The sequence below is a fragment of the Brevibacillus formosus genome (genome assembly GCF_003013405.1).
GTDB lineage: Bacteria > Bacillota > Bacilli > Brevibacillales > Brevibacillaceae > Brevibacillus > Brevibacillus formosus.
The window spans coordinates 65984-80023 of sequence record NZ_PXZL01000020.1; the positions used below are offsets into that span (position 1 = coordinate 65984).

The window sequence follows — 14040 nt, forward strand, 5'->3', positions numbered from 1 at the left end:
CCACTTGCCTTGCTCTGTCATCCAGTGTAAAATGGCGTTACCAAGAAAACTGTTTTTGTTTTTACAGTTTTCTATTATGCTGTTTTGGCTGGGGGTCGATTGCAATTAGAAACCGGATCATGAAAGGTTTTATTGAAGAGATTCGCGATAAAGGCATGAAATTTTCCATGGATGATTTGGCGAAGCGGCTTGGGATCAGTAAGCGCACGTTATACGAGCACTTCTCATCCAAGGTGGAAATTCTGGAAACGATCATTCAGCAGTCCTTTGAAGAGGGCGATGAAAAAACACAGCAAATTCTCGCAGACGACAGTCTCTCTCTTATTGATAAAATCAAAGGTGTCATGATGGTTTTACCGACACACTATGAATTTTATGATTTGCGCATCCTCGAACAGATGAAGCGATATTATCCTGAGCAATATGCCCAAGTCGAGGCTTCTCTATCCGAGGATTGGCAAACACTTCGCGTCCTTCTTGAGCAAGCGATTCGAGAAGGACTCATCATCAATATGGACGTCACGCTCATGCTGAAGGTTATTGTCGATGCGTTGAATTCTACACTCGACCAGCGCTTTTACATGAAAAACCAGATTACAGTCTCAGAGGCGCTCTCTGCTATTGTAGATGTCCTCTTGTTTGGGTTGGTACCAGCGGATAAACGGTAACAAATGACTCGTGGTCATTCCACTATCTTTGGAAGACCACGATACCGTTTTTTGCAAGAAAACCAATAAAACAAAAATAGTTTTTATAGTTAAGAGGTGTTTTATCATGTCCATTTTTACACAAATGACCAAACAACAACGAATCGGACTTTTGTTTGTCATCCTGATCCTTTTCATCGACATGCTGCTGTACAGCTTGTTGATTCCGATTGTTCCTTATTTTACGGAATTGCTTGCGCCCTCCTCGACCATAATGGGCGTGCTGTTTAGCAGCTATGCAGTCGCGATGCTCATTGCCACCCCCATTTTCGGGCCGATATCCGATCGGGTTGGGAGACGGACAATGCTTTTGATCGGCTTGCTCGGTCTCGTCGCTTCCACGTTTTTGTTTGCTTTCTCTGAAACAATGGCCTTGTTGATTACCGCGCGTTTTGTTCAAGGTATTGCTGCTGCGGCTACATGGCCAACTGCTCTTGCCCTCTTGGCGGATTTGTTCCCATCCAAAATGCGCGGAGCTGTAATGGGAATTGCATTGACGGCGATTTCGACCGGTACATTGCTCGGAGCGCCGATTGGCGGATGGTTGTTTGAAATCAGCGACCATCGCATGCCTTTCCTGGCAGCAGCAGCCTTTACCGCGATCAACATTGTGCTGGTTTACTTGTTCTTGAAGGAAGACACGGCGAGAACTGTCAGTGAAAAGCTTCATGTCGGTGGATTCATCCGCAATCCGCAAGTCATTTTTATCGCTGGAATCGTCCTGTTGGCCGAGATTTCCCTTTGTTTGCTGGAACCGACGTTGCCCGTATTTTTTACAGAGAAGCTCAGCATGACGCCGACAACCATCGGTCTTTTGTTTGGGATCATGACACTCGCCTACGGACTGATCGCCCCAGTTTCCGGCTCCCTTTCCAGCCGCATGAATCCGTATAAGCTCATGTTTGGGGGAATCATGACGCTGGCTGTGTTTCTGCCATTTTTGGCGTGGACGGACTCCCTCTGGCAGGCAATGCTTGCAATGGCATTGGTCGGGGCTAGTATTGGCTTTACCTTATCACCTACCTTGGCTACGTTGGGGGCCATCATTGACCAAGGAGGAAGCGGCGCATACGGCACGGCGTACTCTCTCTTTAATATGTTTCACGGAATCGGAATGGTGGCAGGCCCACTGGCAGGGGGAATTTTGACGGATTTACTTCCTGTATCCTCTGTCCTCCTGATCGTGGCAGCATCCATCCTTGGCTTCGGCATTTTCCTTTTTGTCCAATTAAAAGCAAGCAAATCCGCCAGTCATTACACCAAGGAAAGCGAGATGAAATTTTGAGCTTGTCTATTCGTGAAATTACGAAAGAAAATTGGCGCCAAATTGCCTGCTTGACTGTAACGGAAGGTCAACAAGCCTTCATTGAGAGCAACGCTTTTTCCATCGCCCAATCGGGTTTTGAACCGGAATGGGTATCATGCGGTCTGTATGATAAGGATATCGCTGTCGGTTATGCCATGCACGGAATCGATGTAGAGAATGGCCGAATTTGGCTGGATCGCTTTATGATTGATAGCAGCCATCAGGGTAAGGGTTACGCCAAAAAGTTTCTGCACATACTCGTTGAGGAAGTGTGCAGACGATATGGCTGTACGCGCATTTACTTGAGTATTCATCCTGAAAACGAGTTCGCTCGCAAGCTGTATGAGTCGTTTGGCTTTGCCTCAAATGGCGAAATGGATGGTCCGGAGGAAGTGATGGTCCTCGACCTGACATATGAATAGAACAGGCACCTCCTCTGTCGGTACTGACGAAGGGGGTGCCTCTTTATGTCTTTATGGTTGACTTTTACGTGCTTCCATCAGTCTCTTGACCTTCTCTGTCGGAGTCCAGCATTGGAAGCGATAGTCCGGACGAGTCTCATAGGTTAGACGAGAACATCGATAGCTGACTCCGCCCGAGCCTTTCTCCACACGAAAATGAATACAGGTCGCACAGCAATGAAAGGAATTCTCTGTCTCCACCATTCTCCCTCCCTTACTTCCCCAGCTTCCACGAAAACATTGAGAGCTGTTCGTACCGCTCCCCTTGCTGCTCGGCAAAATTCGAAAAGCCTACGCCAACTAATCGAACGCCCGCTGTATAGTCAAAGGCGTCGAGCAAATCATCCAACAGTTCCTGCCAGTTAGCCCCAGCAATAGCCTTATGCTGCTTGGTCCGTTGGGTAAAGTCCGCGTACTTGATTTTGAGCGTTATCGTCTGGGGCTCGACCCCTTCTTCGCGGATGTCCTCTTCGACCTCACGCAAAAGGGATGTGGCAATCGGAGAAATCGCATCCCTGTCAAACAAATCGAAGGGCAGTGTCGTTTCGCGGCTCAATGATTTCGGAGCGCGGTCCATTTCGATCTCGCGGTTGTCTTCCCCTCTCGCCCGGTAATAGAGGGAACGACCGAACTTCCCAAATAACGTAGTGGCTTCATCGATTGAAAGCCGCCAAAAATCCTCTACCGTTTCAATCCCCTTTTTCGCGAGCAGCTCTTGTGACTTTTTTCCGACTCCATGCAAGGTGCCAATTGGCAACGACCGCAGCACATCCAGAGCCTGCTCTGGTCGGATGATTACAAAGGCATCCGGCTTTTTTAAGTCACTGGCAATCTTAGCCAACGACATATTGTAGGAGAGTCCGATGCTGCAAGTAAGTCCGGTCTCCCGTTTGATTCGTCTCTTGATATCGCGGGCGATGGGTACCGCATTCTCATAATGGGACACGTCTAAATAAGCCTCGTCTAGACCCACTGTTTGATAACGCTCTGTATAAGAAGTAAATATCTGTCTGACTTCAGCAGATTTTTCAATATAACGGTTATAGCGGACAGGCAGATAAAAGCCTTGCGGACATTTTTTCCTCGCCATGGCGACAGGCATTGCGGAACGAACACCGTATTTGCGTGCCTCGTAGCTACAGGTCGATACGACACCGCGATTGCCAGTTCCCCCGACAATGACCGGCTTCCCCCGCAATTCAGGGCGATCTAACTGCTCTACACTCGCAAAAAATGCGTCAATATCCAAGTGAAGAATTTTTTTCATAGGGATACCCACCAAACATACATTCTCATTTCTATTATCCCTGTTTTGTTCCATTGACGCAAGCGAGAACGTCCTAAGCCTGGTTTTCGATTACTTGTAGCAGCTCTGATACTGGAGGATTTCCTTTTTTGGCATATAAGATTGTTCCGTTTTTTCCGATGATGTACACGATGCGTTGCTGAAAAAACAACCCGAGAACTTTTCCAACATCGTACGCTTTTCGAATGGATTCATCTTCATCCATGATCAATGGAAATTCATAGCGGAATTTTTCTGCAAATGAGCGCTTTTTGTCCATAGCACCTGGATTGACACCAAAAACGACCGTATTTGCTTGTTCGATTTTGGCGTAATGATCCTGGACTGCACATAGCTGTTTCGTACAAATCGGGGTATCATCTCCCGGATAGAAAATGAGGACGATATTTTCTTTGCCGATGTAATCCCTAAGATTAATGGTTCCTTTTGTGCTCGCCGCCGTAAAGACGGGAGCCGAGTCTCCGACCTTTAACATTTCTCTCACCTCTATGCTCAGTATACAGGGGCTTCCGGAATGTCAAAATTCATTCTCCCATCCCGATACTTTGTGAACGGATCCTCCTCCTCCCCCATAATCCATACCTTTCCTTCCCATACATGTACGGTTTCAGCATATTCAAATCTTTGTCCACTCTGCTCAACTTCAAGCTTCATTTCAAGAAAGGCAGTATGCCCATCTTCGTATCTAATCTTTGTGATCTCAAAGTTTTTCATTTTATACTGTTGAGCTTGTAAGAAGGCGATCTTTTTCATGTAAAATTCTTTCGCTTCCTGTTCACTTAACATTGTGCCATCAACTGGATGCCTGCCGTTTGCATCATACAGATAAAGCGTCTCGAAAGCTGTTGCGTAGTCTTCATCGATAAGCGCTTGATAATACTTCGTGGTTATCATTTTCATGTCGCGTTCAGCAAAATACTCTGTGAAGAGGAACCTTGGAAAAATGAGCAGAAAAAGCAAAATAACTACAATTATTTTCTTCAAAAACTCACCTCACAAAAATCCATTCTCTTACGTGAAGTTCGATTCTGCCTGTCATTTATCCTTGTTTGACTACACTTCTACCATTGGCATGAGCAACCCGTACGCGGAAGCCCTCCCGCATGCAAAAAAACCGCTCTGGGCAATCCCAGAACGGTTTCTCACATTTTCTATTCTATTTAGTCGCTTGCAGCTTCAACTGCTTTACCCGGGCAACAAATGCCTCGGCAATCTTCAACATGTCGTCGTCGTGTGCCCACATCCGTTCTGGATGCCACTGTACGCCTACATGTAGCCCGTCGAGGCTTTCCATCGCCTCAATCACACCGTCAGCCGCGCATCCTGTGACTTTGAAGCCCGGTGCTATGTCTTTGACTGCTTGGTGGTGAGAGGTGTTCACGAGCACCTCTGTCTTTCCGAGGGCATCCGCTACAAAGCCAGGTTGCAGCGTAATCTTATGCGCCCCGTATTGCCGTGAACCCCTCTGCGCATGCTGCAGCGCTCCTGGTACTTGGCTCGGGATATCTTGAATGAGGGTGCCGCCACACGCCACATTCAAAATTTGCATCCCGCGGCAAATGCCGAGAATTGGCTTTTTCAGCTCCAGCGCAATCTTGATAATCTCAAGCTCTGTGATGTCTCTTTCGTAATTGATATCGCCCAACCCTTGCAGCGGGTCTTCACCATACAAATGCGGCGCGGGATCTTCACCACCAGACAAAATCAAGCCGTCCAGGGATTCGATCATCTCACGAAACGGAGCATCCTGAATCGTCAGCAGTGGCAAGATCAGTGGAGTACCGCCACTGCGCGCAATTCCGTTCACATAGCCTGAACCTACATAGAAAAACTGGTCGAGATCGTTCTTCGGGAAATACATTTTCGTACAAGCCACACCAATGATCGGACGCACGCCAGTCACTCCCTCATAGACTCATGATTACTTTTGATTGGAAGCGTACTTGAAGTCGATGAACCCGAGTGCATCTACTACCACATCTTTTACGCTATCCTGCTTCACCCACGCATAGGTGAAATAGTAGATTGGCAACGCAGGCATTTCATCCATGACGATTTGTTCAGCTTTCTTGAGAATTTCCTTGCGCTTCGCTACATCCCCTTCTTTGGCAGATTGGGCGAGCAAATCAAGGAACTCCTTGTTTTCCCATTTGGATGTATTGAGTCCACCCTTGAAGACTTCCAGGAAGTTGATCGGATCGTTGAAATCGCCAATCCAGCTACCACGGCCAATTGTGAAGTTTCCTTGCTTCATGTCCTCACGGTGAACCTTGTTCTCTTTGTTAACCAGTTTGACTTCAATGCCAAATGCTTTGCGCCATTGATCCTGGATGACTGTCGCAATACGTGAATTGACCTCTGACGTATTGTATGCAATCGTGATCGATGGCAACTCCTTGATCCCCGCTTCTTTCATACCTTCTGCCAAGAGCTTCTTCGCGGTCTCTACATCGCCGTCTTTGATGTAACCCTCTGGCGTGAGTGCCATGGTCGGCGGGAGAATACCCGTCGCTGGCGTGCTCTTGTATGGTACGACATTATCGGAGATTTCCTGACGATTAACTGCCGTAGCAAATGCCTGACGAATCTTTTTGTTGTCAAACGGCTTTTGCGTCGTATTGAAAATGTACCAGTACGTACCCGCTGTTGCTTGAGCTTGCATCTTTCCGGATTCTTTCAGAGCATCCAGCGCATCCAGTGGCAAATCGCCAAGTGGTGAACCTGCCCAATCCAGATCACCTTTTTCAAACATCGACAGCTCTGTATTGGCATCCTCGATCATATTCAACGTCAGCTTCGACAATTTGACGGCGTCCTTATCCCAGTAAGAATCGCTCTTTTCGAATTCAATCTTTGATTTGTGCTCCCAATTTTTCAAGGTGAATGGCCCGTTTGTAATGTACGTCTCTGGCTTCGAAGCCCACTCTTTGTTGCCCTCAACTGCTTTTTTGTTGACCGGGAAATAGGTGACAGACGCAACCAGTTCCGGGAAAAACGGTGCCGGGTTTTCCAGCGTAACAACCAGTGTCTTGTCGTCTGTTGCCTTCACGCCTACATCTTCGGCTTTTGCCTTGTTGGCGTTAAAGGCTTGCCCATTTTTCAAATAGTACATCTGATACGCGTAACTGGAAGCGGTTTTCGGGTCGAGAACCCGTTTCCATGCGTATTCGAAGTCATGAGCCGTAACCGGATCTCCATTGGTCCATTTGGACTCCCGCAGATGGAAGGTGTACGTGAGACCATCAGCAGAAACCTCGTACTTCTCTGCGACCGCCTCTTTTAGCTCGCCTTTTTCATTCAAGCGCAGGAGGCCATCAAATGCTGCACGGGCAACAGACATCGAAGGGATATCTTCTGCCAGTCCAGGGTCGATCGTGCTTGGCTCACCAGTGTTCAGGTTAACCTGCATCGCTTGGGGGGCGCTACTCTGCTCCTGCTTCGCACCTGTCGTCTCCCCCGTGGTGCTTGCTTGCGGTGTTCCACAACCAGCGAACGCTAAACTCGTTAACAGAACAGCACAAAATGATAGTTTCTTCCACTTATGCAACAGCAAAACCCCCATCTTAGGAATAATTCTTCTTGATTGTTAGGAGCATGACTAAATAATATTATCTTGAGAAAATTTTGTCTACATCGAAACAAAAGGAGATGGGTCTACATGTTATCCAGTCTTTTTGCCCAAATATCCAGTCTAATCAAGGACGCTGGAGGGGAATGGGGAATCTTTTTCGAAGATTTGCAAACCGGTGAAACATTATCCATCAACGAAGACCAACGCTTCTATGCGGCCAGTGTGATCAAAGTCCCGATCATGACAGCTGTTTTTGCAGAGGCGTACGCAGGCAAGTTTGCCTTAGAGGACAGGATCAAGCTGCGTGCAGAGGATCTCGTTGGCGGTGCAGGTGTTCTTCAGCATATGACTCCCGGCACTGAATTTACGATTCGCGACCTGGTTACCCTGATGATCATCCAAAGCGACAATACAGCGACGAACATGATGATTGATCTCGTCGGAACAGAGAGCATTCGAAACGCGATGCAAAAAACCGAAATGACAAACAGTCACTTCTACAACAAGCTCATGGTCGTCCCGGCCGAATTGGAAGGATACAATGAGGTGACGGCTAAAGACATGGGAAGCCACCTCCGATACTTGGCAACAGGAAAAGTCATCTCCTACGACAGCTGTTTAAAAATGATCGCCATCTTGAAGACTCAGCAGCACCGTGACCGCATTCCCTTCCTTTTGCCTGACCCGGACGGCGATGTGATCGGGATGATTCCGAAATGGGAATTCGCCAACAAGACTGGCTCTGTAACCAAAATCACGCATGATGTCGGCATCCTCTACATCGGTTCTCATGCTGTCACCTTGTCCATTTTAAACAAGGGACTCGAGCAAAAGGATGCTGCAAACGTCATGGCGCAAATCGGCAATCTCGTTTATCACGTATATAGTCAGAAGGCGTAATCCATGTGGCCTGCCATCTCCATTGGCGGGCTTTTTTTAAAACGCTGAAGGAGAAAAAACAAGCAGGCATTCCTTTCTCCAAGGAACACCCGCTCGTGATCGACCTATTCTTTTTCCAAAATCAGCTTGGCAACGTTCATTGCGCTAGAGAAAGACAGCTCAGACAGCTGGCCTTGTCCTTCACACCAGTCACCCGCGAAGAACAGGTTGCGGTAATCCGGCATGAAAATTGGCATTGGCTTCTGATTCATGGTCCACTTGATCTCCTGTACGACTGCACGAGCAGAAACGCGCGGCACAACGAGTTGTTCACGCCAGCCTGGGAAGTGCTTGTCATACAGGTTTTCAATCTCTTGTTTGCGGATTTCGGCCGCTTCCTTGTTTCCTACTTCATCCTGACGCATGTATGCAGTCGCCTGCAGCAACTGCCCGCCTTCAGGTACACAAGTGCGGTCATAATACGAAATATCGGTAATGAAAATATTGTTTGCTTTTTCGTAGATGTAGGAGAACGGTACGTCAATTCGTTCTTTCAAGCCAATGTCATACACCATAACAACCGTTGGCTCGTATTCAGCATGCTGTGCAATCGCATGCTCCAGGCGCGTCTCCGCAAAGACCTTCGCCATCTCCTTCGGCGGAATACAGCAAATAAATTCATCCGCCGTAAATTCTCCCTCCGGTGTCACCACTCCAACCACACGATCGTTCTCTACTTGGAACTTTTCTACTTTGGTTTTGATCAGAATCGTACCTTGATTTGCTTCAATCACACGCACGAATTCATTGATCAATGCTTGCCAGCCGCCACCGATATACGCTACCGGTTTATTCGTTGTAAACAAACGGCTGTAGTACTCAAAGAATACGTCAGAAGGAATCTTTTCAGGCTCACGTGTGAAGAAGTTGGAAGAAGCAAGCGTCAACATCATTTCTCGCACTTCTTCGTTGACTTGCTTTTTCTCCATCCACTTTTGAATCGACATATGTGGATGGCCTTTCTCCATTTTTAGCATCGTTTTCAAAATCTCAAACGTGAACAATACTTTGTCCATGCCTTTTAAGAGCTTCGTTTGGAAAAGTCCTTGTACATTCGCCGGAACTGCAGTCAGATCGCTACCAATATCGTACTTGGCTTTTGTCGGATTGAAATCCTGCCAATCGATGTTCAGACCCAATTCTTTTTCAAACGTTCTCAAAACGGAGCTGTCGCGAGCATAAATGGCATGGGCACCGAAGTTGAAGTTAAATCCTTTGATCTTCAGTGTAACCGCACGTCCACCCAATTGACCGCGTTCCAAAACTGCAACTTTTTTGCCTTTCGACGACAGGTAGGCGGCACTGGAAAGACCAGCAAGTCCCCCACCTACAATAACAACGTCATAGTGATTGGTTGTCATACACAATCTCCCCTACGCACTAGCGATGTTGATACATAAGCTAAACCCTATCCTAGTCTAAGGGATGGATAAGGTGGAAGTCAACTATTATTGAACTGTGTCTATTTTTATACTGACTTATACCAATATTTACCTAATAAACCAACTTGTTTACCGCTCTTCTTGAAGCAGTATGCCCCGCTATTCGCCGTATATCCAACCAACAAAAACACGTACAAAAAAGCCCCCTGTAACAGTCATCTGCTTGATAGAGGGCTCATATGCAACTGGAAGCAGCGAACTAATCGTTTCGGCGAGTCATTTGCTGCCAAACGGTACCGCTAGCCGCCTCGCCGCTTTCAATGCGCTGCACGGCCATTTGGACTTGCAAGCTGACCTCGAACTCGGGATCGTTCTGTGCGGCACGCAAAGCGTCCAAGGCGGTTTCATCCCCCACCTCAAACAAGTAGCGAGCAGCGCGCCAGCGTACCAGCTTGTTTTTATCCTTCAACGCCTCACACATCGGCAGAATTGCGCGCGTATCACCTAAGTCAGACAAGGTATCCCCCGCTGTGCGTCGTACAGAGACGGATTCATCGCGGAGCGCTTCAAACAGCAGCGGGAAGACGTCATCCCCGCCAATCATGCCCAGATACACAACCGCCAGCCTGCGAATCGACGGCTTGCCATCACGAAGCGCTTTTTCCAAAACAGGCAAATCCGCTTCAGTAGGCTCCATCCGATCCAGTGCTTCATATCTTTTTTGCCAATCCGGATCATCGAGCATCTCTAGCGTAACGACTTTCTTTTCACGCACGACTGGCTCCGGAGTTTCCCCTGGACCAAGCGCCATGGCCTGTTCCACGATTTCTTCCACACGGCTCTGCGGATAGGAGGCATCGACTTCCAATGCGACCTCCTCGCCAATCTCGCGCAAATCGCCATAGCGCACGCCATGCTCGACCCATTTTCGCTCCATGATGAGGTTGGGCGAAGCGGATCCGGCACGCACAGCTGCCTGTCCAAAACGCTCTGGCAGCGCCGCACGAATCTGTTCCGTTCCCATCGTCACTTTGACCTGCATCGGTACACCGCGGAACATTTGAATGTACACTTGCGCCTCTCCAAATGCCCCCGCATCCTCCGCAGACATGTCAGGAACAGCCGCTCCTCCGCCTGCTTGCAAAACCTCGCGCGCGACAGTCAAAATACGCTGCCAATCTGCATTGGACTTTCGCTCCAGCGCGAGAAAGTCTGCCGTATGAAAAATTGAGGTAACCCCTTCGATCTCCAAGAGCTTGTTCATGAGTTCGGGTGCTTTACTCGCATCTTTCTTTGTATACACATGTTGTACCCCATCCGGCAAACGCTCGTCTACATTCAGCTTCATGACGTTTGGACTCGGCGTCGGTTCGATGGACAACAGTTTCATAGTGAGTCACTCCTTATTATGCATGTTCAAAAAGTCACGAACACCTCGTGATCAAAAGACGGCTTTTTGAACAACCTTTTTACAACACTGCTTGCCCTTCTATCGTAGCATGGAACTTCATTCGTTTTCCAACCCGAGAGATCGTGAAAAGCAGTTTGCCCGCTACAACGCCAGCTTGTAGTAATCATTGGCTGACTTTACAAAAAAGCCGCATGATTCATACAGCCCCAGAGCATTGCTGTTTTCACAGGCTACCTCCAGTGATACATCTTGATATCCCTCTTCCTCCAGCCTCTCAATCGTTTGTGCCAAAGCCTGGCGTCCGTATCCTTTTCCTTGGTAATCTGGGTGGACACAAAATCCATAAATAAACGCCTTGCCCTCATCCTTGTTCACGCTTATTTTGCCAATGGCCTTATCATCGACAATCATCAAATGCGTGGTTGCCTTAGGATTACCCGCCATGTTTTCGGCCATTTCCCTCGCGCGTTCTTCCTCCATTTGAAAACCATGGACGTTTAGCCAAATCAATGTTTCGTAGTCACTGGCGGTCTCCGGTCGAAGCAGCACGTTTCCTGAGACCGTTGCTCTTTGTTTCTCTCCTAAATCCATCCAATATTCCGAGAATTGATATTCCCCGCCGATTCGCTCCATATATGACTTGCCGTTTTCCGAATCTCGCTGAACGATAAACAACTGCGCCGGAATCCCTCTTCGTCTGCATGCATCTGCGGCTTGTGCTTGCAACGCTGTGAATATGCCTTTTCTTCGGTAGGCTGGGTGGACCATGCCGCTCACTTCTGCCTCACCGCCATGAAACACGTAGAGCCCTAGAAAGCCAACCAGCTTTCCATCCGCATAGCATACAAAGTCTTCTTCATGCTCTCCTGAACGCTTTTCCAGCATCCCCGGGTTTACTTTGAGATCAATCCCATCCTGCTCATTGCAAATCGCAACCAGCTCTTTAATCTGTGCCAGTTCCTCTGAGGACAGTGTTTTTCTTGCCGTGATCGTATACATCAAAGCGCACGCACCCTTTCTATGATTAGAAGTATCGTCGTTGCAATTCTGCGACCATATCTTCCAAATTATTAGCGACCTGCGGAATCGAATAGCCTACGAAAAGAGGTGAGGTAACAAACCTCGGAACCACTTTGGCGATCAGCTTTTCTCCCCAATGGTAAAAGAAAAAATTGTAGCTTTGGTTACGCGGATTGACATGAGTCAGTATCCAATGTGCTAAAATTTGTAAGTAGTCTGCCATTTTCGGCAGTCTATCCAAGTCCGATAGAATGACATTGTATTCAAAAAAACCCGCACGCGGATGCGTAGACAGATTGCATTCAACCCCTGCCTCTTGATCGATGGTCATGCCAATAAAATCACTGTCTTTTACTTGATCCAGATAGTTGTAGTCGTTTAATCCGACGATCTGCATGTGCGGATGACGGATGCTCCCTCCGGAATACGGACCGTGGTTTTTGAAAAACAGAACGGAACGATAAGATTTGCTTTGCTCCATTTCAAGCCACTTCTCTACCCCGAATGCCAGCAATGCTCGTACATGTTCCTTGGAATAAACAGACCAATCCCCTTGGCATTCATCCGACTCAATCAAAACAGTTTGATGTGTATCCTCCAGAACAGGGAATTTGTTCATGAGCCAAATCATGGAGCCCCGCTGCTCCAAAACATCGGTGAGACTGTTTCGATCACAAAAAGGACAGGCCGTTTCTGTGTTGTTTACACTCACTGGCTTTTTTCTGCCGATTTGCATGTTAAAGTGCAAGTGCGTCTGCTTCATTCCCTTGTCCCTCCAGTTTGTGCTTACTTCCACTTTACACGCATTTTCTGGGAAAATCATGACGTTTTTTGCCCAGACGACACTTTTGCACCCTCAATTGGGCTGCCTATTTTTCAATGCCTGTGGCGTTTGTTTCTTTTTTTATCTCAAATGTTTTACATACAATGGGAAGCAGTGAAACCTGGAAAGGTGTTGGAAATGGATGGAGAGATCATTTTATTATCCTGTTAGCTGGAGCGAGGCCCAACATTACAAAACGTTGCTTGATCAAGAAGGAGTCCCCTATGAAATTCAATCCCCGCTCGATTTGCCTGTCTTGGAAGAAGGTAAGCTCGCCATTGTCTTTCCTTCCATTCCTTTACGGATGTACGTCTGGGTGCGAACCTTGTTCTATCGTGACGGACTGCGCTATCCGGATACGTTTTCGTTAGATTTCAAATTACATTAATCATCAGAGGAAAGGTACCAGTTCCGTTGGTTTTCATAAGATGGTAAGAGCGGCATTTCGTATCGTTTGTGGGGGGAGGTGAAGAAGCTGCCGTCCTACAACATCCGCATCTCGATTGCGAGGCTACGTCTCGAGCTATTCGATGGAAACCAACTCATCCGCTCTTATCCTGTTGCCCTGGGCAAAATTGCCACATCGACACCACGAGGGGATTTTACCATCATCAACAAAGTCCCCCATCCGAACTCCTATCCGGGAGGTCCTTTGAGTGTATTCGGCACCTTCTGGATGGGACTGAGCAAGCCTCACTACGGCATTCACGGCACGAACAATCCTTCCTCGATCGGCAAGTATGTATCTCGCGGCTGTATTCGCATGTACAATAAGGACGTGAATGCTCTGGCAAAAATCGTGCCCATCGGTACGCCCGTTCGAATCCGACAGCAATAAACATAGACATGCAAAGACCCGCCTCTCTAATTCCAAGGCGGGCCTTCTTTACATAAGATGAGTCTTTTTCTTTTTCGTTCTTTCCGCTTCCGTTTCATCCGCTTCCAAGTATACAAGAAATCTTCTCGCTTGCTTGTACATGATCGATAACGTCATTTCCCTGATCTTGTTCATGATCACTTCTTTATCCTTTGGATGAACTTCGGAAGAGAGCTGTTGTTCTTGCAGCTCCAGGTAAGACATCACCCATTCCGGGTCTAACTTATAGGCAGGCAA

17 protein-coding genes are annotated in these 14040 nt (G+C 47.7%); 6 read left to right on the forward strand and 11 right to left on the reverse strand.

Features of this window, described 5'->3' with window-relative positions; genetic code table 11:
- The first annotated feature begins 119 nt into the window (after positions 1–119).
- The 3 genes from C7R91_RS18255 (at position 120) to C7R91_RS18265 (ending at position 2435) form a co-directional block, all read left to right on the forward strand.
- Positions 120–668, forward strand: coding sequence for a TetR/AcrR family transcriptional regulator (locus C7R91_RS18255; RefSeq protein ID WP_174769379.1), 549 nt, complete (start codon positions 120–122; stop codon positions 666–668).
- Between the two features lie 106 nt (positions 669–774).
- Complete coding sequence (locus C7R91_RS18260; RefSeq protein ID WP_047072633.1) at positions 775–1992, forward strand: MFS transporter; 1218 nt, start codon at positions 775–777, stop codon at positions 1990–1992.
- Positions 1989–2435 (forward strand): GNAT family N-acetyltransferase, encoded by a 447-nt coding sequence (locus C7R91_RS18265; protein ID WP_047072635.1) that lies wholly within the window; start codon positions 1989–1991, stop codon positions 2433–2435. Before C7R91_RS18260 ends, C7R91_RS18265 begins: the two co-directional genes overlap by 4 nt.
- A 51-nt stretch (positions 2436–2486) precedes the next feature.
- Here C7R91_RS18265 and C7R91_RS29740 read toward each other — a convergent pair whose 3' ends face one another.
- From C7R91_RS29740 to C7R91_RS18295, 6 genes are all read right to left on the reverse strand, one after another.
- Positions 2487–2675 (reverse strand): hypothetical protein, encoded by a 189-nt coding sequence (locus C7R91_RS29740; RefSeq protein ID WP_083995171.1) that lies wholly within the window; start codon positions 2673–2675, stop codon positions 2487–2489.
- 13 nt (positions 2676–2688) lie between these two features.
- Entirely contained in the window at positions 2689–3741 is a 1053-nt protein-coding gene (locus C7R91_RS18275; RefSeq protein ID WP_047072637.1) for a DNA polymerase IV, read from the reverse strand.
- Positions 3742–3814: 73 nt separating this feature from the next.
- The gene (locus C7R91_RS18280; protein ID WP_047072639.1) at positions 3815–4255 is read right to left on the reverse strand and encodes a peroxiredoxin; all 441 of its coding nucleotides are present in this window, start codon (positions 4253–4255) and stop codon (positions 3815–3817) included.
- A 17-nt stretch (positions 4256–4272) separates the two neighbouring features.
- Positions 4273–4764 carry a hypothetical protein gene (locus tag C7R91_RS18285; RefSeq protein WP_047072641.1) on the reverse strand — a complete coding sequence of 164 codons (492 nt, stop codon included), beginning with the start codon at positions 4762–4764 and terminating at the stop codon, positions 4273–4275.
- Between the two features lie 172 nt (positions 4765–4936).
- Positions 4937–5674: a gamma-glutamyl-gamma-aminobutyrate hydrolase family protein gene (locus tag C7R91_RS18290; RefSeq protein WP_047072643.1), complete on the reverse strand. Its 738-nt coding sequence runs from the start codon at positions 5672–5674 to the stop codon at positions 4937–4939.
- Positions 5675–5701: 27 nt separating this feature from the next.
- Positions 5702–7327 (reverse strand): peptide ABC transporter substrate-binding protein, encoded by a 1626-nt coding sequence (locus C7R91_RS18295; RefSeq protein ID WP_047072933.1) that lies wholly within the window; start codon positions 7325–7327, stop codon positions 5702–5704.
- Positions 7328–7438: 111 nt separating this feature from the next.
- Between C7R91_RS18295 and C7R91_RS18300 the strand changes: the two genes are divergently transcribed.
- On the forward strand, positions 7439–8251 hold the full coding sequence (locus tag C7R91_RS18300; RefSeq protein ID WP_047072644.1) for a serine hydrolase: 813 nt from the start codon (positions 7439–7441) through the stop codon (positions 8249–8251).
- A 104-nt stretch (positions 8252–8355) separates the two neighbouring features.
- Here the strand turns inward: C7R91_RS18300 and C7R91_RS18305 are convergent, their stop codons facing one another.
- The 4 genes from C7R91_RS18305 to C7R91_RS18320 form a co-directional block, all read right to left on the reverse strand.
- A complete protein-coding gene (locus C7R91_RS18305) occupies positions 8356–9651 on the reverse strand; it encodes a phytoene desaturase family protein (RefSeq protein WP_047072646.1) in 1296 nt (431 codons plus the stop codon).
- Positions 9652–9931: 280 nt separating this feature from the next.
- A complete protein-coding gene (locus C7R91_RS18310; RefSeq protein WP_047072648.1) occupies positions 9932–11062 on the reverse strand; it encodes a virulence factor in 1131 nt (376 codons plus the stop codon).
- A gap of 162 nt (positions 11063–11224) precedes the next feature.
- On the reverse strand, positions 11225–12082 hold the full coding sequence (locus tag C7R91_RS18315) for a GNAT family N-acetyltransferase (RefSeq protein ID WP_236697949.1): 858 nt from the start codon (positions 12080–12082) through the stop codon (positions 11225–11227).
- A gap of 25 nt (positions 12083–12107) precedes the next feature.
- A complete protein-coding gene (locus C7R91_RS18320; RefSeq protein WP_047072651.1) occupies positions 12108–12866 on the reverse strand; it encodes a DUF4931 domain-containing protein in 759 nt (252 codons plus the stop codon).
- A 202-nt stretch (positions 12867–13068) separates the two neighbouring features.
- On the opposite strand from C7R91_RS18320, the gene C7R91_RS18325 reads away from it, so the two are divergent.
- Positions 13069–13314, forward strand: a complete 246-nt coding sequence (locus C7R91_RS18325; RefSeq protein WP_012685685.1) for a hypothetical protein — start codon at positions 13069–13071, stop codon at positions 13312–13314.
- Between the two features lie 78 nt (positions 13315–13392).
- Positions 13393–13764 (forward strand): L,D-transpeptidase, encoded by a 372-nt coding sequence (locus C7R91_RS18330; RefSeq protein WP_047072653.1) that lies wholly within the window; start codon positions 13393–13395, stop codon positions 13762–13764.
- Between the two features lie 48 nt (positions 13765–13812).
- On the opposite strand, the gene C7R91_RS18335 is transcribed toward C7R91_RS18330, so the two are convergent.
- Positions 13813–14040 (reverse strand): hypothetical protein, encoded by a 228-nt coding sequence (locus tag C7R91_RS18335; RefSeq protein WP_047072655.1) that lies wholly within the window; start codon positions 14038–14040, stop codon positions 13813–13815.